The sequence below is a fragment of the Plantibacter sp. H53 genome, from assembly GCF_001650455.1.
GTDB lineage: Bacteria > Actinomycetota > Actinomycetes > Actinomycetales > Microbacteriaceae > Plantibacter > Plantibacter flavus_A.
Window position 1 is genome coordinate 149,230 of record NZ_LWCT01000035.1, and the last position, 19,885, is coordinate 169,114.

Consider the following 19,885-nt stretch of genomic DNA (forward strand, 5'->3'; position numbering starts at 1 on the left):
TCTAAATGAGAATCTTCGCGTGGCACTGGGGCTGGCGCGCAGAGAAGGGTAAGCAGCATGAAGCTGTCGAGGTTGAAAGTTGAGAACTACAAGCGTCTGCAGGACCTAGATATCGAGGTGCGCGACCACCTCGTGCTGGTAGGCGCGAACGATGTCGGAAAGTCCTCGCTCCTTCGGTGCCTGGATCTCGTGCTCGGGGCAAGCACAGCTCAGCTGTACTCCAACCTCGGCGTAGATGACCTCAGAGACGCAGCGCAGCCTCTCGTGGTCGAGGTGATGCTGGTCGATTTCTCCAGCGACGAGCAAGCCTTGTTCGCGGACGAGATCGAAGTTGACGCCCAAACGGGTAATCTCTCCCTGCTCGTTCGCCTCACCGTCGACGCAGACGAGAACGAGTCGATCTCGATCACGCGCACTGCTCCAGCGAGCGGAACAAGTCGGCAACTCTCGCGCGATCAGCTTGAAGGGTTGGGCTGGAAGTTCCTCAGTGCGACAGCTCAGACGAGAGATCTACGCGACGGGCGTCGATCGCCCGTTGACGACTTGCTTGCCAACGTCGTACTCGGGGGAGAGGCTTCTGCGTTCGAGGCCGCGGCGAAGGAGTTCCAGGCCGCTCTCGATGGCTCCGGGGTGCTCGGCGGCCTCCGGGTCGATCTATCCGGCCAGCTGTCACGCGCCCTGCCGAAAGAGGTAGAGCCAGCCGATCTGAGTTTCGTGAGTTCCGCATCGGCCACCGAGGACGTACTCAGCGACGTACGTCTTCAGGTGCTGAAGGATGGGGTACCGCGCAACCTCTCCGAGCAATCTGACGGTTCGCGCGCCCTCTACGCCATCGCGCTTTACGACCTCATGAGCGTCGGCTCGAATCTGGTCGGTATCGATGAACCCGAAGTGCACCTCCACCCGACGAGCCAACGCAGCCTCGCGCGCCTGTTGCGCGAGGGGGCCAATCAGAAGATCATCGCGACGCGCTCACCTGACATCGTGGGCGCCTTCGACCCCAATTTGATCGTCGTAGTCAAGGCCGGCGGCTCCGTCGTTCAACCGAAGAGCGGCTTCATGTCTGGCGACGAGCGAATGTTCGTCCGGTGGTGGGTTCGCGACAAGCTCGAACCGTTGACCGCGCAGCGCGTCGTCGCAGTCGAGGGTATCTCTGACCGAATCATCCTCGAACGGTCCGCTGAACTCACGAACCGATCGCTCGATCGACTCGGTATCTCTGTCCTCGAGGTAGGCGGCGCCGGCGAAATGGGGCCTGTCGACAAGTTGTTCGGACCAAACGGTTTCGACGTACCGATGACGCTCTTGATCGACGACGACGCGGCTGCAGACACTGCAGCGAAGCTCGGAGTCGAGGCGGCCGATCTGGCGGACCATTCTGTGTGGGTTTCCGTCGCGGACCTGGAAGACGAGTACGTGCAGGCACTCGGCCACGATCGGGTGTGGAGCGCGCTCGAGTCGAGCGGGCAGTTCAGTCGAGCTCATCTCGCGAACTGTGCAGCGAGCGGCGACGGGGGAGTGCGCACGGCCGCTGATGTTGCAGCATTCTGTCGTCGGAAAAGCGACTACAAGGTGCGGGCGGCTTTGTCCGTTGCGGCCGTCCTCACGAAGGACGACGTCGCGTCGATCCAGAGCATCGAGAAATTGCTGACGGAGATCGCGTCGTGACGATCACTCCGACCGCTGCACAGGAACGAATCAGAGATGCGACGGCTCCCGACCTCCTCGTGATTGCCCCGGCTGGCTGTGGCAAGACGGAGGCGCTCGCGCTGCGCATCCAAGGCCTTCTGCGCCGTGGCGACGTTGCAGCACCGAAGAAAGTGCTTGTGACCGCGTTCTCCAACCGGGCTCGCGACAACATTCGCGAACGACTTAAGGCGTACCTTCCTGCTGCAGTACTCCGTGATCGAGTGAGCGTCGCCAACTTCCATGGCGTCGCAGCTCGGCTCATCCGAGCTCACGGGAATGTCATCGGGATAGCTGAGGACATCGAGTTCCCGGAGAACGACTGGGTGGGACAGCGATGTCGAGAGCTCAACTTCGACTTCAATACGTCAGCAGAAGTGCAGCGCACACTTCGTGTCGCGAAGCAGGATGGACGAACGGACGCGGAGGTGATCGATTATCTGGAGGCACCTGGTCGCGAGGCAGCTCTGCGCATCGAGCAAGAGCGTGTGGCGGCAGGAAGGCTGACATACGACGATCTTCCGCGTCTGGCGGAGCTGATTCTTGCCAACGAGCAAGTCGCTTCGCTCTACAACGCGCACTTCGGTGCGGTCGTCGTCGACGAGTTTCAAGATCTGACTCCGCAGCAGCTTCGTATCGTGAATGTGATCGGCCGCGGGCGCACAACATTCGCCGGCGATCTTGCGCAAGGTATCTATGGCTTCGCCGGAGCAAGCCCTAACGAGGTCAGCCAAGCTGTCCGCGATGAGTGCTCTGAAGTTGTCGAGTTTTCCGAGTCTCATCGCTCGTCTCCTGCCGTGCTCGCCATGGTCAACTCTCTTTCGAGGCTCACTGGCGGAACCTCGCTCACGTCAGCGAGCCCGGCTTCGTGGCCGGGCGGGGGAATGAAGTCGTGGGTTCGACACGATACGGCCGCGGGGGAAGCGGAGTGGGCTGCAAGACTGGCCGTCACGCTAATAGAGCATGCTCCGAACCATCGCGTTGGCATCGTTGCTCGCACTGGGCCACGCCGTCGCTTCGTCGATGCCGCCCTCGCCGGAGCCACCGTCGAGGTATACCGCTGGGACGACGCCGTGCTCGACACGGACACCGCCAACCTACTGAAGAGCCTCCTGCGTCAGCTGAATGTCCCAGAGATGCTCGCAGCAGCAGACCCGCTGACCTATCTCCGCGACGTGGCGGACTTTTCCTCTGTGGCTGAGAACAAGAACGAGCTCAGGGAAGCGCTGGACTGGTGCCACGACCTTCTCGTCTCAGGAGAGACCGCAGCGTCTGTACGTGGCCGAATCCGTGTCGGCACTGGAACTACGTTGATCACGGAACCGGGGATTCACCTGCTCACCGGCCATACAGGAAAGGGGCAGCAGTTCGACTGGGTGATCGTTGTCGGTGCCGAGGATGGAACGATGCCGGATTTCCGTGCCACAACGCCGGAGTCGATTGCCGAGGAGGCGCGCGTCCTCTCGGTGATGCTCTCCCGGGCGAGACATGGTGTCGTCCTGAGCTATGCGCTGACCGTCCCCGACCGGAGTGGAACCCCGCGCAGGAAGAGCCCTACGAGGTTCCTGACGGAGATCGGAACAGCGAGCCCGATGGACGATGCCGAGATGCGCGGCTGGCTGAATGCTTCAGATTGGGACGCGCTGACAGCCCGCTGATCCGACGATTCGACCACGGGAGGTCAGTCGAAACGGTGAAGGGCGCGGAAGACAGCTCCATGCGAGAGATGGTGACGCCGCTCAAGTTCGGCGAGCGTTGCACCTGCCGCGTGCTCCGAAATCAACCGTTGAGCGTGTTTGTCCGTTACGCCAGATTGGCGGATCACAGCGTGCTGCTGGCGCAGGAAGCGGAGCAGCGCGGATGGTGCAACGCCATGCTCACGCGCAATCGACGTCGCGCTGTCGCCGGCTTCGTAGTCGGCAACAATCCGCTTCACCTGTCCCGCCGTGAACCGCTGTGTCAGTGGCACGCTGGTGCGGCCTCGTGGTGGTCGGGACACCGAATCCCGTCCGCCGCCCGCGCGTAGCTTTGCCAGTCCACCAGGGGTAAAGCCTGACCCGGTATGGTTTGAACAGAGGCGGATAAGGCCAGCCAGACGGCAACATCACGACGAAGGCCCGCGATCATCGCGGGCCTTCGTCGTTTCCGGCGTGATCAGCCCGTCCGTTGGCCGGTGGGCGCCGAGGAACGCCGACGTCCTCACCGCGGTCCGGAATCCTCATGGGCGGCCGTGCGCTCGAATGCGATGATGCGCTCGACGGCCGGGATGATCTGCGAGGCCATCCGACGGAAGACCTCTGGTCCCTGGCCGAACGGGTCGACGACGTCGTCCTGCGCCGGATCAGGGAGTCGTGCGCCCGTGCGGTTGGCCGCCAGTTCGGGGCCAAGACGCTTCCAGCGCCCTGCTCGCGAACGGGGGAGCCGTCCCGACCCGACGGTGTCGAGGAGTCGGGCGAACTCACGCAGGGAGAAGGTCCGACGCAGCGCCTCCGGGCACAACCTGAGGACGGCGCCACGATGCTCCCGCGTCATGGTCAGGACGACGTCCTGTCGAGTGACGAGGCCCGCGGTGAGCTGCGTCGCGGCGAAGCCGGCTGCCGTCGCGGCGAGTGGACCGAGCAGTGCCGCGCTCGAGGGGTCGATCGGGTGTCCGCGCAGCGCGCCCGTCCCGGCGCTCCGCACCTCGAAGCCGCACGCCTCGACCTCCGCCAACCCGCTCGTGAGGAGGAACTCGGCATACGGGGATCGACAGATGTTGCCGGTGCAGACGATCAGGATCCGCGTCGGATGCGGATCGAGCGGGGTGTTCATGCCGTGGTCCGCCCTGGTCGACGCGTCGGGTCTGTCCGGTGGTAGTACGCGTAGGACGACGACTGTTCTCCCCGAGCCACCTCGACACGGTTGAGGACGACTCCGAGGAGCTTCGCCTGGACGAAGCTGAGGTTCTCGAGCGACTGCCGGAGCTGGTCGCGGTGCAGTCGCCCGTCGGCCGACGCCACGAGCAGGACGCCGCTCGCAAGGGTCGACAGCGCTGTCGGGTCCGAGACGTTGATGAGTGGGGGCGTGTCGATGATCACCACGTCGTACGCGCGTTCCATCTCCGAGAGCGCGCGCTCCATCGCCGCTGATCCGAGGAGCTCGCTCGGATTCGGCGGCAGCTCGCCGGAGGTGAGGACGGCTAGGCGTCCCGCCCCGTCGACCGCTTGCGCCGCATCGCCGAGGCTGATCCTGCCGGTGAGCACGGTCGTGAGCCCGACCGCGTCCTCGAGACCGAACATCTCGTGCTGGCGGGGTCGGCGCAGATCCGCATCGACGAGGAGGACGGAGTTCCCCGCCTCCGCGAGGACGAGCGCGAGGTTCGCCGAGGTGGTGCTCTTCCCCTCGCCCGGGACCGAGGACGTGACCATCACACTGCGGAGTCCGCCGTCGATGGAGGCGAACTGGAGGTGCGTCCGAAGCTGCCGGAAGCTCTCGGCGCGACGGCTGTAGCTCTCCGTCGATCCGAGGATGAGTTGGGCCGTGTCGGCGGGTTCCGTGTGGAAGGCGCCGAGGATGCTCGTGTCCGTGAGCTTCTCGATCGCCGCGCGACCGCGGAGACGGGTGTCGAGGACCTCGATGAGCAGTGTGATCCCGACGCCCAGGGCGAGGCCGATGAGGACACCCACCGTGAGGTTCTGCAGCGCGTTGGGCGCGACAGGGGATAGGGGTGGAGACGCTTGTTCGACGATCGTCAGCCCGACCGGGGTCGGATCGCCCGGTGCGCCGCCAGCGTCCACCTCGTCGGCGCTCTCGACGTCGTCGACGAGGTCGACGAGCACCTGGGCTGCGGTGTTCGCGATGCGGGCTGCCGCGACCGGATCGCTGTCGACGGCGGAGATGTCGATCAGGACCGACTGTGCAGGATTGGACGCTGAGATCGTCCCGACGAGTGACGCGGGGTCGAGGTCGAGGCGCTCCGCCACCGTGGACCGCACGGTCGAACCGGTGGCGAGGATCACATACGAGGCGACGCGGCTCTGGGCGAACGCGTTGCCCTGATTGAGATCGCCCACGGAGTCGCCGCCGGTGACGGCGACGAACAGCTGGCCCGTCGACTGGTACACGGGCTGGGTGATGAGGGTGTACCCGTGGGCGAGCGCCGCTGCTCCTGCGGTGATCGCGACGATGAGCAGCCAGCGATGGCGGAGGATGCGCAGGTAGTCCTTCAGGTCCATCCTGATATGTTAGTCGTCTGGCATGTGCCTCTCGCGCAGCGGAGACGACGCAGGGCCCGGACTCACGAGTCCGGGCCCTGCGTGGCGGTGGTGGGGCGGTCTGCCGGTCAGGCGGCTTTCCCGAACCGGTCGGTGCCGTTCGCACGAGGTCGGCGCGGGGCGCGGTTCGTCTGACGGACCGTCGGTTCGGTCATGACCGGTCGTTCGCTGCCGACCACGGTGCGGTCTGCGACCCTGGCGTCCCGATCGACGCTCGCGCCGTGGGCGACCTGGACGTCGGCGCCGAGACGGGCGTCGCTTCCGACTCTTGCTCCGCGTCCGATGACACAGCGCTCCCCGATGTGGACGTTCGCGCCGATGAAGGCGCCTTCGCCGATCACCGCGGACCGGTCGATCCAGGTTCCGGCACCGATCCAGGCGTTGGCACGGATGTCCGCGTCAGCCTCCACGAAGGTGGTGCGTTCGATGAACGCCGACGGATCGATCAGTGCACGAGCTGCGACCATGCCCTTGCCGTTCGGGTGGTGACGGTACCGTTCCACCTCGCCGGTCCGGCCTTCGATCTCTTCGTACACTCTCGCCATGGGTGACCCCCTTCTGGTCTACTCAACACTGGGGACAACGCCGGGTGGCTCCCGGTCATTCCTTCCCGGGGCCTGCCTGGGAATCCCATGAGTCTCGTGCTGTGCTGTAGAGGGTGTTCGGAGGAGGAGGCCGCCGCGGTTTGGTCGTGACCGGTCATTGGAAGTCGCGCGAACGGGTGTTCGCCCCGATCCGGAGCGCTTCCAACCGATCCGCCACCAGATTGACGATGCCTTCCGGTGATCGCTCCAGCATGCCGCGGACCACCATCGCCGGGGCTTCCCTGGCCACGCGGCGATACCGGTTCCAGACGCCGACACTGCAGATCACGTTGACGAGTCCCGCTTCGTCCTCGAGGTTCATGAAGGTGATGCCGCTCGCCGTCGCCGGCCGTTGTCGATGCGTCACGACACCCCCGACCTCCACGCGACGATCCGTCTGCGCCGTCAGGAGTTCGTCGGACCGCAGCGCACCTCGTCGTGTGAGTTCGGCACGGACGTGGCGGATGGGGTGGTCATCGGTCGACATCCCGGTCGACCAGATGTCGGAGATGAGTTGTTCGGCGGCCGTCGGAACCGGGAGCAACGGCGGCTGCACGGTCGTGAACGTCCCCTCGAGCTGGTCGGGACGATGCCGACTGGCCTGCGCTGCGCCCCACATCGCCTCACGACGGGTGAGGCCGAATCCGTCGAAGGCGCCCGCCGCCGACAGCGACTCCAACTGCGAGGAGCTCAGGCCGATCCGCCTGGCCAGGTCGGCCTGGCTGGTGAACAGCCCTCCGGACTCCCGTTCGGCGACGATCCGCTTCGCGAGCTCCTCACCGATCCCCTGGACGGAGGAGAGACCCAGCCGGACGGCGAGTGCGCCGTCGCGCCGGTGTCCTGCCGAATCGTCGGGAAGGAGCGGATCGAAGAGCCCGGTCGGCCCCTGCTCGTGTTCGAGGCAGCGCGTGCGCCCGCCGGGAGCGATCGGGGCGCCTGGGGCGGCCTCCGGGTCGAGCGCTTCGAGGCCGGCCTGTGCGCCGGAGCGATGCAGATCGGGACGCAGGACGGAGACGCCGTGTCGGCGGGCGTCGGCGACGAGGGTCATCGGCGAGTAGAACCCCATGGGCTGCGCCCGGAGCAGGGCCGCGAGGAAGGCCCCCGGGTAGTGCAGGCGCAGCCAGGCGCTCACGTAGACGAGGAGGGCGAAGCTCAGGGAGTGGCTCTCGGCGAAGCCGAAGTTGGCGAAGGCCTGGATCTTGGCGTACACGGCATCGGCGTCCGCACCGACGATGCCGTTGCCGGCCATGCCGAGGTACAGCGTGTCCTTGAGGCTCTCGATCTTCTCCTCGCCACGCTTCGATCCCATCGCCCGGCGCAGGAGGTCCGCATCCTCAGCCGAGCACCCACCGACGGCCATCGCCATCTGCATGAGCTGCTCCTGGAACAACGGCACGCCGAGCGTGCGTTCGAGGACCGGTTCGAGGCTCGGGTGGAGGTAGGTGATGGGCTCCTGGCCGGTCTTCCGGCGCAGGTAGGGGTGTACCGCGCCGCCCTGGATGGGCCCCGGGCGGATCATGGCGACCTCGATGACGAGATCGTAGAACCGGCGGGGGAGCAGACGCGGCAGCATGCCCATCTGCGCGCGGCTCTCCACCTGGAAGACCCCGATGGTGTCGGCCCGGCAGAGCTGGTCGTAGACCCCTGCTTCGTCCTTCGGGATGGTCTCGAGGGTCCAGCGCTCTCCGGTGTGCTCGGCCACGAGGTCGAAGCAGTACTGGATGGCCGAGAGCATGCCGAGACCCAGGAGGTCGAACTTGACCAGACCCATCCAGGCGCAGTCGTCCTTGTCCCACTGGAGGACCGTGCGACCGTCCATGCGCCCGTGCTCGATCGGGCAGACCTCGCCGACCGGGCGATCGGTCAGGACCATGCCACCCGAGTGGATGCCCAGGTGCCGGGGCAGGGTGAGCATCTGCTGCGCGAGGCCGACGACGCGCTCGGGGATGTCGTGGTCGGTGCTCGACATGACCCCGCCCCAACGCTCGACCTGTTTCGACCAGGCGTCCTGCTGACCGGGGCTGTACCCGAGCGCCTTGGCGGTGTCGCGGACGGCGAACTTCGGCCGATAGCTGATGATGTTCGCGACCTGAGCGGCGTTGCGGCGTCCGTAGGTCTCGTAGACGTACTGGATGGCCTCCTCGCGCCGGTCCGAGTCGAAGTCGACGTCGATGTCGGGCTCCTCCTCCCGCATACTGGAGAGGAACCGTTCGAACGGCAGCTCGTAGAAGATCGAGTCGACCGCGGTGATCCCGAGCAGGTAGCAGACGGCCGAGTTCGCGGCGGAACCGCGTCCCTGGCAGAGGATGCCACGGCCGCGGGCGAAACTGACGATGTCGTGCACGATCAGGAAGTACCCGGGGAAGTCCTTCTGCTCGATGACCTCGAGTTCCCGTTCGATGCGTCGGAGGTGTTCGGGAGTGGCGTCGGGGTATTTGACGGGGACGGCTTCGAGCACCAGATGCCGGAGCCAGCTCATGGGCGTATGGCCCTCCGGGACGCGCTGTCGCGGGAGCTTCGGGCGGACCGCCCGCAGGCTGAAGGCGAGTTCATCCGCCAGCTCGACGCTCCGTGCCACCGCTCCGGGGTATCTTGCGAACCGGTCCGCCATCTCGGCTCCGCTCCGCAGGTGCGCGGTTCCGGCCGCGGGAAGCCATCCGTCGAGTTCGTCGAGGCTGCGTCGTGCTCGGACGGCCGCCAGCGCGGTCTGGAGTCTATGCTGCTCGGGCGTGGCGTAATGGACGTTGCCGGTCGCGACGACGGTGAGGTCGAGCAACGCCGCGATCTCGGCGAGTGCATCGTTCTCCGCCGAGTCCTCCGGGTGGCCGTGGTCGCTCAACTCGACGACGACGTGCTCCGGACCGAACAGGGCGACGAGTCGGTCGACCGCGGCGGCGGCGGCCTCCGGACCGTGCTCACGGAGCGCGGTGCGGACGAACCCCTTACGGCACCCGGTGAGCACGGTCACGTGGCCGGCGACGGAGGCGGCGAGCCGCTCGAGGTCGTAGATCGGGTGGCCCTTCTCGGCTCCGTCGGCGAGTTGTGCGTCCGTGATCGCGCCGGCCAGGCGGTGATACCCCTCTGCTCGACGGGCGAGCAGGAGCAGATGATGCCCGACGGGGTCGGGGACGCCGTTCTGCGGCCGGTCCAGGCCGATGGACAGTTCGGCACCGTAGACCGTCCGGAGGTCGGGGAACCGTTCCGCCGCCTCGGCCATCCGGACGACACCGTAGAAACCGTCGTGGTCGGTGAGCGCGAGCGCGTGCAGGCCGAGTGCCGCAGCCTCTTCGACGAGCCGCTCCGGCGGGCTCGCGCCGTCGAGGAAGCTGAAGCTCGAGTGCGCGTGGAGTTCCGCATAGGGGACCCGCGTCGTCGACGGGCGCTGCTCCGGTGGTTCGGGGACGTACGGTTGACGCTTCCGCGACCAGGCCGGGCTGTCCCCACCGTCGGCTCCCAGCGGCAGGGTGGCCGGACGGCTCGCGTCGGACAGACGGCGCTCGAACTCCGACCATGAGACCGGGGGGTTGTTCCATCCCATGCTGGGCTCCTTCGTCATGCGGTGTGGTGCGGACGCGATGCGGTTCAGTCGTAGCGGGCCTCGGCCCTCCAGTGCTGCTCCTCCAACAGGAGCAGCCAGGCGTCACCCGCATCGTCGAGGACCTGGAGACGGTGGACGCGATGGTGGCCGTCGTCGTCCCACCAGCGTTCGTCGATGCTCCAGGGGCCGGCCCAACCGTGGATGACGTGCCAGTCCGAGAGGGCGAAGAACCGTGCTGGTGCTGCACTCACGGTGCTGCGCTCGTCGACGGCCACAGTCTGACCCGTCGCGTCGACGACCTCGACCGGCACGGCGGTGTCGAAGACGGTCGACGGAGCCGCTCCCGGGATGGTCCCGGGCCACGGCCGGTTCCGACGTTCGGCCACGGCCGCCTCACCACCCGGCGGAACGCTGCCCCAGGGGACGAGGATGCGGCGGTCGAGGAGGAGGCGGCCGCCGGACGGCACCGCGGTCACGACGCCGTCGTGGCCGAGCATGCTCTGGACACGGGCGAGTCCGCTGTGGATGCGTTCGTCCGGTCCGCTGCCCCAGAGTCCTTCCTCGTGTTCCGCGGCGTCGTCGAGGGTCTCCGGGACGACCTCGACGAGTTCGACGGGGGAGGCGAGTCCGTGATCGATGTCGGACGCGCCCTGCAACTGCCAGCGCACGCGATCGAGGACGTCGCCGGCGGTGAACCAGCGTGGGTGGAGCCAGGTGCGGGTGGAGCGCTCCCCGCGCTCGCTCCGCATGCTGATCGTGATCGCGGTGGTCACGAGGCCGGCCTCCGCCAGGCCGGTGATGAACCGTTCCGCGGACTGCCGGAACCCGAAGGTCAGCTGGTCGATGCGGTCGAGCGGGGGCTCGAAGGCGATCGACACGGCCAGCTCGGTGGGTGGCACGCGGGGGACGACGCTTCGGGCGTCCGCGCCGGCTGCGAGGCGGTGCGCTCGGGCGCCGTCGGGGCCGAAGCGGTCGCGGACCTCGGTCGCGGGCAGTGCGCCGAACGCCCCCAGGGTGCTGATCCCGAGCCGGTGCAGCAGTGAGCTGAGTTCGGGGCGCCCGAGGGTGGACAGGGGGAGTGGGGCCAGGAAGGCGGGAGAGGCCCCGGAGGGGATGGCGATGATCCGGGAACCGTCCTGCTGGAACGCGGTGGACCTCGCGGCCTGCTCCGCGGCGAAGGGGCCGTCGGCGATGCCGATCCGTGCATCGGGGACACCGAGTTCGTCGAGGCGGGCCAGGAGGACCTCTGCCGCAGCCGACTCGCCGCCGTAGTATCTGCTCGGTCCTCGGGATCGGATGGCGCAGAGCCCGGCCCGGAAGGGCTGGACGCCCGGCATGAGCTCCTCGATGCCGAGGAGGACCGGCTCGAAGGCGCGGGTGTCGACGACCGGGTCGTAGTCGGCGGTCGCCAGTTCCGGACAGCGGGCCTCGGCCTCGCGGACACGGAGTCCACGCCGCACTCCTGCTCGACGTGCGCTGGCGTCGCAGGCCAGGACCTCACCATGCTCCACCAGGGCCAGCGGAGCGTCGGCCGTGTCCTCGGACAGCGTTCCAGAGAGTCGTGCCGCCACGATCGGCCAGTCGGGACACCAGAGGACCATGGTGCGCTCGACCTGTCCCGCAGGCGGTTCGGTCGTCATCGGTTCACGACCATCGGGAGCCGGACGACCGTGTCGTCGTCGAGGAGGCCGGAGCCGGCGAGCGGCGCGGTGCGACCCTCGGTCGATCCCAGGGGCAGCGTCAGGTGCGCGGTCCTGGGCCGGCCCGAAGCCCCTTGGCCGAGCATCGAGCTGACGGTGAGTCGCCGATGCCGGAGATGTCCGTGCCCCGCCCCGAGGCCGCTCCAGGAGCTCTCGGTCACGCGCAACGTCGCATCGCTCTGCGGCCAGGAACCGAGGACGATCAGTGCGGCCTCGCGCTGCCGGAGGCGAGCCGCGAGTCTGGCGGCGTCGCTCGGGGCGATCCGTCCGGGAGGCGCTGTGATGAGCACGCCGGCGACGTCGGCCATGGCCGCGGTGACCGTGAGCCAGTCCGGACCGGGCTGGGGGACGAGGACGAGTCGTTCGAGGTCGATGCCCATGGAGGCCGCCGCCTCCACGCCGAACGACGGGAGACCGATGACGGCGCACCAGGTCCCGGCTGCTGACGGCCCGGCCATGAGCGACATGGCGAGCGCCGTGGAGCCGAGCACGGAGTAGCTGCCTCCGGCCTGGAGGGCGCCACCGGGCAGGAGCCGGGAGAGCTCAGGAGCGGTCGGCAGGGATCGGGTGTCGAGGCGCGTCCCCTGCATCCGCTTGATGCGCCCCTGGAGTTCGTGCAGCTCGGTCGCGGTGTCCGCCCTGACGGGGGAGTCGACGAGTGCGCGGAGGGCCATGGCTCAATATTCGAACATATCTTCGAACAAGTCAACCGGCTCGATCCGGTCACGACGACGACTGATGGATGACTCGACCATGGTCCGGCATCCCACCGACACGCGGTCCGCGGTGTCAGCGGCGCCCGGTACGCTGGGCCCATGTGCGGACGTTTCGTCGTGACCGAATCCACCGAGGAGCTCATCGAGCTCTTCGACATCGACCACGCGGCTGCCGAGCTGCCCGGGCCCTCGTACAACGTGCGCCCGACCGAGCAGATCCCGATCATCCTCGACTCGGTGAAGACGGGGCCGGCGGTCCGCCGGCTCGAATCGGCGCGGTGGTCACTCGTGCCGTCGTTCGCCACCGAGCTGAAGAGTCAGTACCCGACCTTCAACGCTCGCGCGGAGGAGGTCACCACCAAGCCCACGTTCGCGCCATCGGTCAAACAGAAGCGCGCATTGGTCCCCGCCGCCGGGTACTACGAGTGGCACACCGAGGGCGCGACGAAGACCCCGTACTACGTGCAGACCGCTGGTGGTGAACCGATCGTCTTCGCGGCCCTCTACTCGTGGTGGCGCGACCGCTCGCGACCGGACGACGACCCGCGGCGTTGGGTGCTGAGCGCGACCATCCTCACGCGGCCGGCGGTCGGTCCCTTGCAGGAGCTGCACCCACGGACGCCCGTGACGCTGCCTCCGGAATGCTGGGACGCCTGGCTTGACCCGCACCACGAGGCCGACCAGGACGAGGTCGACGAGATGGTGTCCGCAGCGACCGACGTCGCCGAGCAGCTCGTCTTCCACCGGGTGGCGCCGTTGCAGGGCGATGGACCGGAGCTCATCCTCCCCGTCCAGGAGTAGCCGCAGGAGAGTCGGCCGGATGCACGGAACGGAATCGCCCCGGAGACACGAAATCTACCCCGGACACACAGAACCGCCCCTGACGCGAACGTCAGGGGCGGTTCCCGGTGTCTCAGACGCGAGGGCTGGAATGACCTGCCGCTCGGATCGTCAGCTCCGACTGATCAGAGAATCAGAGGGGGCGGATGTTCTCGGCCTGCAGGCCCTTGGGGCCCTGGTTGGTCTCGAACTCGACCTTCTGGTTCTCCTCGAGCGAGCGGTAGCCGCTCGTCGCGATGGCGGAGAAGTGTGCGAAGACGTCGGCGCTGCCGTCGTCAGGAGTGATGAATCCGAAGCCCTTTTCGGCGTTGAACCACTTCACAGTTCCAGTTGACATGTATTTCCTCTTTCATGAGTGACCGTTCCCGACTTTCGGGCCCGTTCGTCGCGGTGTTCTTTGCTCGCTCCTCAGAAAAGCAGCGTATCCATCGGTGGAAACGCGGCTTGAAATACCTGCGCAACACAACAACTTCGATCCACGTTAGCCCATCTCGGCTCGAAACGGCAGCCGATCATGTAACGGATTGGCCAATTCCGCATCTTTTTCCGACATTCGTCGTGATGCCTGGGTATCTCCAGCGGATCTCGCGGTGTGCGGTGATTCCCCAGCCGTCGACCGTAGGCTGAGGCCATCTGCAGAGCTCATGCTCGCCCGAGCGTCCGCTCACCATCCCGGCTGGGAAGTCGACACGATTCCTCCGGAGTGCCCATGTCAACTGAAGCCATCCTCGGCCCGGTTCGTGCCACGAGCCCCCGCAAGCGCGGCGCTGCGAACATCACCAGCTCCTACTCGTCGCTGTTGAAGACGGTTCGCGAAGCAGGACTCCTCCGCCGCCACCGCACGTTCTACATCCTCACGTTCTCGTTCCTCGTGATCGCGCTCCTCGGCTGCGTCACCGGCTTCGTCCTGCTCCGCGAGTCGTGGTTCCAGTTGCTCATCGCCGGCGCGCTCGGCATCATCCTCACCCAGTTCGCCTTCCTCGCCCACGAGGCATCGCACCGTCAGGTCTTCGATTCGGGCCGGGCGAACGACCGCGCCGGTCGCTTCCTCGCGGCGGGCATCGTCGGCATCAGCTACTCGTGGTGGATGACGAAGCACACGCGCCACCACGCGAACCCGAACCAGGTCACCAAGGACCCCGACATCGAGATCGACACGATCTCCTTCATCGAGGAGGACGCGGCGAAGGCCAAGGGCCTGCAGGCGCTGATCACCCGGAAGCAGGGCTACCTCTTCTTCCCCCTCCTCATGCTGGAGGGCATCAACCTCCACGCGCTGTCCTTCAAGACCCTCTTCGGTCCGGGCAAGGTCGACGGCCGCGCCGCCGAGATCAGCATGATCGTCGCCCGCGTCGGTCTGTACCTGGCCGCGATCTTCCTCTTCCTGCCCGTCGGCATGGCGTTCGCGTTCCTCGGCGTCCAGCTCGCGGTCTTCGGCGTCTACATGGGTGCGTCCTTCGCGCCGAACCACAAGGGCATGCCGATCATCCCGGCCGACATGAAGCTCGACTTCCTCCGCAAGCAGGTGCTGACCTCGCGCAACGTCCGCGGCTTCGGCATGGCCACCTTCATGGGCGGCCTGAACTACCAGATCGAGCACCACCTGTTCCCGAGCATGCCTCGTCCGGCTCTGGCCCGTGCTCGCGTCATCGTTCGAGAGCACTGCGAGACCCAGCAGGTGCCGTACACGGAGACGACCCTGCTGCAGTCCTACGCCATCGTCATCGAGTACCTCAACCGGGTCGGACTCTCAGCCCGCGACCCGTTCGACTGCCCGGCGGCGGCGAACTTCCGCCGCCGGTAGTCGTCCGGTCTCAGACCTCGAGCGTGTCGAGCGGGGCGAGCGGGTAGTAGGTCCCGCCGCCCTGTTCGGTCGCCCACTGCAGGCGGTCGTGCGACATGCTCTGTCCCGGCCCTGAGAGCACCATCTCGTGCGTCCCGAACGCGCGCTTCGGGGCGACGGCGGTGACGAAGTCCATGCCCTCGGAGATCTTCATCCACGGTGCACCGGCCGGCGCGGCCAGGAGGTCGACGTCGACGCCCTCGGGGACGGCGAAGGAATCGCCGGGGTAGTACACGAGGTCGTTGATGAGGACGCCGACGTTGTCGATCACCGGGATCGACGAATGGATGACCGCGTGGGTCCCGCCGAAGAACCGGAGCGTGAACGGCCCCGCTTCGACCACGTCTCCCGGGGCGACGACGGTGATGTCGTACCCGTCCGCGGCGGCGGCGACACCGGCCGGTCCGTAGAGGACCGCCTCCGGGCTCGCGGCGAGGATGCGGTCGAGGTGCTCCGCGGTCCAGTGGTCGGGGTGCAGGTGCGTGATCAGGACCGCCGCGGTGTGCTCCACATCGGCGATCGGGGACGTGAACGCGCCCGGGTCGACGATCAGCTTGGCGCCGTCCGTCTCGAGGAGGAATGCTGCATGTTCGAACTTCGTGAGTCTCATAGGACGAGTGAATACCGTGGGAGCGCCGGGGGCAACCCGGTCATCCGGGTATCCGGCCGCCGTGGGCCTGTCAGAATCGGCAGGTGACCACGCAGCCCCGACGCATCGGCGTCGCCATCAACCCGACCGCGTCGTTCGGCTCGACCCGAGCCGTCGGCCCGATGGTGCTCGACGCCCTCGAGCAAGCCGGGCACCGCGCCGTCCGCCTGCAGGAGCAGACCGTCGGGCAGCTCCGGAGCGCGGTGCAGACTGCCATCGAGGCTGGGTTGGACGCGCTCGTCGTCGTCGGTGGCGACGGCATGGTGAGTCTGGCCGTCGAGGCGGTGCGTGACTCGGGCCTGCCGTTCGGCGTGGTCCCGTCCGGCACGGGCAACGACATCGCCAGGGGACTCGGGATCCCGCTGGGGGATCCCGCAGCCGCGATCGCGTCCCTGCTCCGTGCGCTCGAGGGTGGGCCGCGCGTGATCGACGCCGGCACGGTGACGGACGGCGAGCGGACGACCTGGTTCGTCGGTGCGGTGTCCGCAGGGTTCGACGCCCTCGTCAACGAACGGGCGAACCGCATGCGACGGCCGCGCGGTCGCAGTCGGTACACGATCGCGATCCTCCGAGAGCTCCTGGCCCTGCGACCCCGCCGGTACGAGCTGACCGTGGACGGGACGCCGGAGACGGTCGACGCCGTCCTCCTCGCCGTGGCGAACAACACCTCGATCGGTGGTGGCATGCTCATCGCGCCGCAGGCGGACCTCGCCGACGGCCGATTCGACCTGTTCGTCGTCGCACCCGTGTCCCGGTTCCGGTTCCTCCGGCTGTTCCCCAAGGTCTTCTCGGGTGCCCACACCGGCCTCGACATCGTGCGCCTGTCGCGGGTCCGTTCCGTCTCGATCGCCGCGGACGGCATCACGGCCTATGCCGACGGGGAGCGCATCGGTCCGCTGCCGGTCGCGATCGACGTGGTCCCCGGAGCCCTCCGCGTGCTCGCCTGAGCCTGTTCACCCGACCGCGAGCACCGCGCGACACGCCCGTCGGATGCCGCTGGTGGCCTCGATTTGTACGGCTCGAAATCGTATGGCATACTCATATCCGTTGCTTACGGCCCCATCGTTTAGCGGCCTAGGACACCGCCCTCTCACGGCGGCAGCACGGGTTCAAATCCCGTTGGGGTCACAACACCGAACGAAGCCTCGCTCTCCTGAGTCATCAGGAAGCGGGGCTTCGTTCATTCGGCGGCTCGAGCCTGCCCCGGGATGTCCACGCAGGCCCTCCAGGATGCGCGGATGGCAGGGCCCGCACCGATCTCGCCGAGCGCCGCTGCGTGCTAGCTTGGCCGGGTGACCGTGAAGCAGAAGCGCCGCGCTCCGGCGACAGCCGCAGTCCTGATCCTCGCCGCGCTGCTGACGGGGTGTTCCATCCCGGTGACGGGGGAGGCCGTGGCCGGCGGTGCGGGCCCGGTCGTCGACGTGGCCGGCGGCACCGACGACACCCTGCGCAAGGACTTCGACGCGAGCCCCCAGGAGGTCAACGACTACTGGACCGACGACAAGTTCGGCGGAGCGACGGCTCCGGATCTGAAGCCGGGCGAGGACACGCTCACGGGCGACCAGGCCACCGGCGTGGTCGTGCACCCGAGTACCGGGGTCGGTCCCGACGTCGACGTCAAGGCCATCACCCCGACAGCAGCCGGCGACCCCTACCCGGCGACCGGCTTGGCGGCGGCGACGCAGGGACGTCTGTACTTCTCCATCGGCGGTGCCACGTACGTCTGTTCCGCGAGCGTCGTCAACGCCCCGACCATGGACCTCGTCCTGACGGCGGGCCACTGCGTCTGGGACACGTACGGCAAACAGCTCGCCGAGAACATCATCTTCATCCCGGCCGACGCGGCCAACGGCCAGACCCAGCCCTATGGGCAGTGGGCCGGGGTCAGCACCTACGTCCCCGACGAGTTCACGAGTGAGGCGACCTCGGACGCCAGCGGTGCGACGAGCGGCAACGGCTGGGCCTACGACTTCGCCTTCATCCGGCTCGCCCCGAACGCTGCAGGCCAGAAGATCCAGGAGGTGACCGGCGGTCAGGGCATCTCGTTCGGTACGCCGCCCGAGGGCATCACGGTGATCGGGTATCCGTCCGCCGCACCGTTCGACGGTCAGTCGCAGCGCTACTGCGCGAGCCAGGCCGCCACCAAGGGCTATGCCGGCTACCGGGTCGACTGCCTCATGACCCCGGGTTGCTCGGGCGGGGGCTGGCTCACCCGGCTGGATCCCGCCACCGGCGCCGGGTACGTCACCTCGGTCACTTCACGCGGCGACGGTTCCTGGCTCGAGGGCCCCGTCCTCGGACAGCGGGCGCTCACCCTGTACAACGATGCTCTGGCGGAGGGGTCATGACCGCCAGCGCGAGTATGACGCGACGCCGGCGGCGGATCGGCGTCCTGGCTCTGGCCGGGACCGCCGCGCTCGCCTTGAGCGCGTGCACGACGCCCGGATCGGCGTTCCCCGACGCCGCCGCCCAGCAGAGCTATATGCAGGATCTCGCCGAGGCGAGGTTGGAGTTGCTGTCAGCCCAGATCGGCCAGGCGCCGGACGTGATCGGGTCGGCATACGTCCACGCCGTCTCGGGAGACCTCGAGTCGCACGAGAACGACTCGGTCGTGCTCTTCGGCGACCCGACCGCGTCGTTCAGCCAGGACAAGGGCTCGGCCGACGGCGACACCGTCGACATCTATCACCAGGCGGGAGTCGACTACGACCTCCTGCTGCTCGGCGGTGAACTCAAGGAGCTCGCGCCCACGGAGTGGGTGGCCGTCCAGACGCAGTACGTGGCTGACGAGGACGCCGAGGGTTCGCTCGGGCCGGCCTGCGTCTACCCCGGTATCTCCATCGCGTGCGACATCTACAGCGCGGTCGAAACCACTCGCAGCTCGGGGGACGGCGCGCTCAGCAGCGTCGTCGTCTCGATGCGCAACGACGGCTCCTCGCAGATCTCGACGAGCGCGAGCCTCGAGAGCGTGCTGGCCGTCGGGACGCTCTTCGACCTCCCGGACGACCTCGTCTCGTCGTTCAGCGAGGACGACCTCGCGACGCTCCTCCCGGTGACGATCTTCCAGAACGCCGAGGGCGGCCTCGTGAAGATGGAGTTGAGCGGGACGGTCGAGAGCGAGACCAAGCTGCAACTGCAGGCCGGCTTCGAGGTGTCGGGTACGTCGACGCTCGAAGACCTGCCGACCGCACCATCAGGATTCGACGTGACGGTGATCCCGGCGGCCGATCAGGCCGCGTTCTGGGATCGGATCGAGGAGTTGAGGAAATGACCGACGACCAGAAACCCGAGGACCTCGGAAAGCCTCCGGTCGGCGGCCCCCTGCGCCCCGACCAGCAGCCGCCGGGATTCCCCGACCCGAACGCACCCCGCCTGGAGTTCGGACCGGGAAGCCCGCAGCTTCAGACGCCGCCGCAGAACGGTGCACCGCAGAACGGTGCGCCGCAGGGTCAGAACAGACCACCGCAGGGCGTCCCGTCGCAGAACGGCCCGTCTCATCCGTCCTCGCCTGGTCAGACCGGTGGAGGGCCCCGTCCGCAGGGAGGCGCCCCAGGGCAGCAGTCCAACGGTCCAGCGCCGCAGCCGCCCACCCAGCCTGGAGCGCCGTTCGCCGGCGCGCCCGGTGGGCAGCCGTGGGTGCAGCAGCAGCGGCCCTCGAACGCAGGCCCGAACCAGCAGCCGCAGCAGCACGGGCGGCCAGGCGGTCCGGACGGGTTCCGGCCCTCGACATCGACTGGTCAGCCCGGTCACGCGCCCGGGGGTCCTCAGCAGGGTCAGGCCCCCGGCCAGGCTCCACAGGGACGTCCGTTCGGCGCGCCTCAGGGCCAGCCGCAGGGTCAGCCTCAGGGGCCACAGGGTCAGCCGCCCTACGGTCAGGCACGCCCGACCGCGCCACAGCCCTTCGGTCCGGGACAGGCGCAGCACCCGACCGGCCCGTTCCAGCCAGGTCCGCAACAGCAAGGATCGCAGTCCGGTCCACAGCAGACCGGTCCGTTCCGTCCCGGCCCCGAGTACGGCGTCGCGGGCCAGCAGCCTGCTGCGAGCCGCAAACCCGCCCGGAAACCGCTCGGGCGCAA

At 67.9% G+C, this 19,885-nt stretch carries 16 protein-coding genes and 1 tRNA gene; 8 read left to right on the plus strand and 9 right to left on the minus strand.

Annotation, left to right across the window (positions count from 1 at the left end; all coding sequences use genetic code 11):
- Window positions 1-57 precede the first annotated feature (57 nt).
- Together A4X17_RS13985 and A4X17_RS13990 are read left to right on the plus strand one after the other, a co-directional pair.
- A complete protein-coding gene (locus tag A4X17_RS13985; RefSeq protein WP_064296280.1) occupies window positions 58-1,668 on the plus strand; it encodes an ATP-dependent endonuclease in 1,611 nt (536 codons plus the stop codon).
- Entirely contained in the window at window positions 1,665-3,344 is a 1,680-nt protein-coding gene (locus A4X17_RS13990) for a UvrD-helicase domain-containing protein (RefSeq protein WP_197479088.1), read from the plus strand. The genes A4X17_RS13985 and A4X17_RS13990 overlap by 4 nt, the downstream gene beginning before the upstream one ends.
- Window positions 3,345-3,367: 23 nt before the next feature.
- Here A4X17_RS13990 and A4X17_RS19010 read toward each other — a convergent pair whose 3' ends face one another.
- The 7 genes from A4X17_RS19010 to A4X17_RS14020 form a co-directional block, all read right to left on the minus strand.
- A complete protein-coding gene (locus tag A4X17_RS19010; protein WP_197479089.1) occupies window positions 3,368-3,655 on the minus strand; it encodes a transposase in 288 nt (95 codons plus the stop codon).
- A gap of 230 nt (window positions 3,656-3,885) precedes the next feature.
- Window positions 3,886-4,497, minus strand: a complete 612-nt coding sequence (locus A4X17_RS13995) for a low molecular weight phosphatase family protein (RefSeq protein ID WP_064296281.1) — start codon at window positions 4,495-4,497, stop codon at window positions 3,886-3,888.
- On the minus strand, window positions 4,494-5,900 hold the full coding sequence (locus A4X17_RS14000) for a polysaccharide biosynthesis tyrosine autokinase (protein ID WP_082916184.1): 1,407 nt from the start codon (window positions 5,898-5,900) through the stop codon (window positions 4,494-4,496). Before A4X17_RS14000 ends, A4X17_RS13995 begins: the two co-directional genes overlap by 4 nt.
- Window positions 5,901-6,007: 107 nt before the next feature.
- Window positions 6,008-6,484, minus strand: coding sequence for a DapH/DapD/GlmU-related protein (locus A4X17_RS14005; protein ID WP_079002213.1), 477 nt, complete (start codon window positions 6,482-6,484; stop codon window positions 6,008-6,010).
- A 154-nt stretch (window positions 6,485-6,638) separates the two neighbouring features.
- Complete coding sequence (locus tag A4X17_RS14010) at window positions 6,639-10,061, minus strand: error-prone DNA polymerase (RefSeq protein WP_064296283.1); 3,423 nt, start codon at window positions 10,059-10,061, stop codon at window positions 6,639-6,641.
- A gap of 44 nt (window positions 10,062-10,105) precedes the next feature.
- Window positions 10,106-11,701 carry a DNA polymerase Y family protein gene (locus A4X17_RS14015; protein ID WP_064296284.1) on the minus strand — a complete coding sequence of 532 codons (1,596 nt, stop codon included), beginning with the start codon at window positions 11,699-11,701 and terminating at the stop codon, window positions 10,106-10,108.
- Window positions 11,698-12,435, minus strand: coding sequence for a hypothetical protein (locus tag A4X17_RS14020; RefSeq protein ID WP_064296285.1), 738 nt, complete (start codon window positions 12,433-12,435; stop codon window positions 11,698-11,700). Before A4X17_RS14020 ends, A4X17_RS14015 begins: the two co-directional genes overlap by 4 nt.
- 141 nt (window positions 12,436-12,576) lie before the next feature.
- Here A4X17_RS14020 and A4X17_RS14025 point away from each other — a divergent pair, with 141 nt between their 5' ends.
- Entirely contained in the window at window positions 12,577-13,278 is a 702-nt protein-coding gene (locus A4X17_RS14025; RefSeq protein ID WP_064296286.1) for an SOS response-associated peptidase, read from the plus strand.
- A 172-nt stretch (window positions 13,279-13,450) separates the two neighbouring features.
- Here the strand turns inward: A4X17_RS14025 and A4X17_RS14030 are convergent, their stop codons facing one another.
- Window positions 13,451-13,654, minus strand: a complete 204-nt coding sequence (locus tag A4X17_RS14030) for a cold-shock protein (protein WP_056006986.1) — start codon at window positions 13,652-13,654, stop codon at window positions 13,451-13,453.
- A gap of 372 nt (window positions 13,655-14,026) precedes the next feature.
- On the opposite strand from A4X17_RS14030, the gene A4X17_RS14035 reads away from it, so the two are divergent.
- Entirely contained in the window at window positions 14,027-15,121 is a 1,095-nt protein-coding gene (locus tag A4X17_RS14035; protein WP_064296287.1) for an acyl-CoA desaturase, read from the plus strand.
- Window positions 15,122-15,131: 10 nt separating this feature from the next.
- Here A4X17_RS14035 and A4X17_RS14040 read toward each other — a convergent pair whose 3' ends face one another.
- Window positions 15,132-15,770 carry an MBL fold metallo-hydrolase gene (locus A4X17_RS14040; protein WP_064296288.1) on the minus strand — a complete coding sequence of 213 codons (639 nt, stop codon included), beginning with the start codon at window positions 15,768-15,770 and terminating at the stop codon, window positions 15,132-15,134.
- Between the two features lie 83 nt (window positions 15,771-15,853).
- Between A4X17_RS14040 and A4X17_RS14045 the strand changes: the two genes are divergently transcribed.
- From A4X17_RS14045 to A4X17_RS14060, 4 genes are all read left to right on the plus strand, one after another.
- Window positions 15,854-16,756, plus strand: a complete 903-nt coding sequence (locus tag A4X17_RS14045; protein WP_064296289.1) for a diacylglycerol kinase family protein — start codon at window positions 15,854-15,856, stop codon at window positions 16,754-16,756.
- Window positions 16,757-16,864: 108 nt separating this feature from the next.
- Window positions 16,865-16,937 (plus strand) — tRNA-Glu (locus tag A4X17_RS14050).
- Between the two features lie 164 nt (window positions 16,938-17,101).
- Window positions 17,102-18,157 (plus strand): serine protease, encoded by a 1,056-nt coding sequence (locus A4X17_RS14055; RefSeq protein ID WP_064296290.1) that lies wholly within the window; start codon window positions 17,102-17,104, stop codon window positions 18,155-18,157.
- Window positions 18,154-19,080, plus strand: a complete 927-nt coding sequence (locus A4X17_RS14060; protein WP_064296291.1) for a hypothetical protein — start codon at window positions 18,154-18,156, stop codon at window positions 19,078-19,080. The genes A4X17_RS14055 and A4X17_RS14060 overlap by 4 nt, the downstream gene beginning before the upstream one ends.
- Window positions 19,081-19,885 lie beyond the last annotated feature (805 nt).

Coding starts and splice junctions, on each gene's coding strand:
- A4X17_RS13985 (WP_064296280.1), top strand. CDS start 58: ATGAAGCTGTCGAGGTTGAAAGTTGAGAACTACAAGCGTCTGCAGGAC.
- A4X17_RS13995 (WP_064296281.1), bottom strand. CDS start 4,497: ATGAACACCCCGCTCGATCCGCATCCGACGCGGATCCTGATCGTCTGC.
- A4X17_RS14000 (WP_082916184.1), bottom strand. CDS start 5,900: ATGGACCTGAAGGACTACCTGCGCATCCTCCGCCATCGCTGGCTGCTC.
- A4X17_RS14005 (WP_079002213.1), bottom strand. CDS start 6,484: ATGGCGAGAGTGTACGAAGAGATCGAAGGCCGGACCGGCGAGGTGGAA.
- A4X17_RS14010 (WP_064296283.1), bottom strand. CDS start 10,061: ATGGGATGGAACAACCCCCCGGTCTCATGGTCGGAGTTCGAGCGCCGT.
- A4X17_RS14015 (WP_064296284.1), bottom strand. CDS start 11,701: ATGACGACCGAACCGCCTGCGGGACAGGTCGAGCGCACCATGGTCCTC.
- A4X17_RS14020 (WP_064296285.1), bottom strand. CDS start 12,435: ATGGCCCTCCGCGCACTCGTCGACTCCCCCGTCAGGGCGGACACCGCG.
- A4X17_RS14025 (WP_064296286.1), top strand. CDS start 12,577: ATGTGCGGACGTTTCGTCGTGACCGAATCCACCGAGGAGCTCATCGAG.
- A4X17_RS14030 (WP_056006986.1), bottom strand. CDS start 13,654: ATGTCAACTGGAACTGTGAAGTGGTTCAACGCCGAAAAGGGCTTCGGA.
- A4X17_RS14035 (WP_064296287.1), top strand. CDS start 14,027: ATGTCAACTGAAGCCATCCTCGGCCCGGTTCGTGCCACGAGCCCCCGC.
- A4X17_RS14040 (WP_064296288.1), bottom strand. CDS start 15,770: ATGAGACTCACGAAGTTCGAACATGCAGCATTCCTCCTCGAGACGGAC.
- A4X17_RS14060 (WP_064296291.1), top strand. CDS start 18,154: ATGACCGCCAGCGCGAGTATGACGCGACGCCGGCGGCGGATCGGCGTC.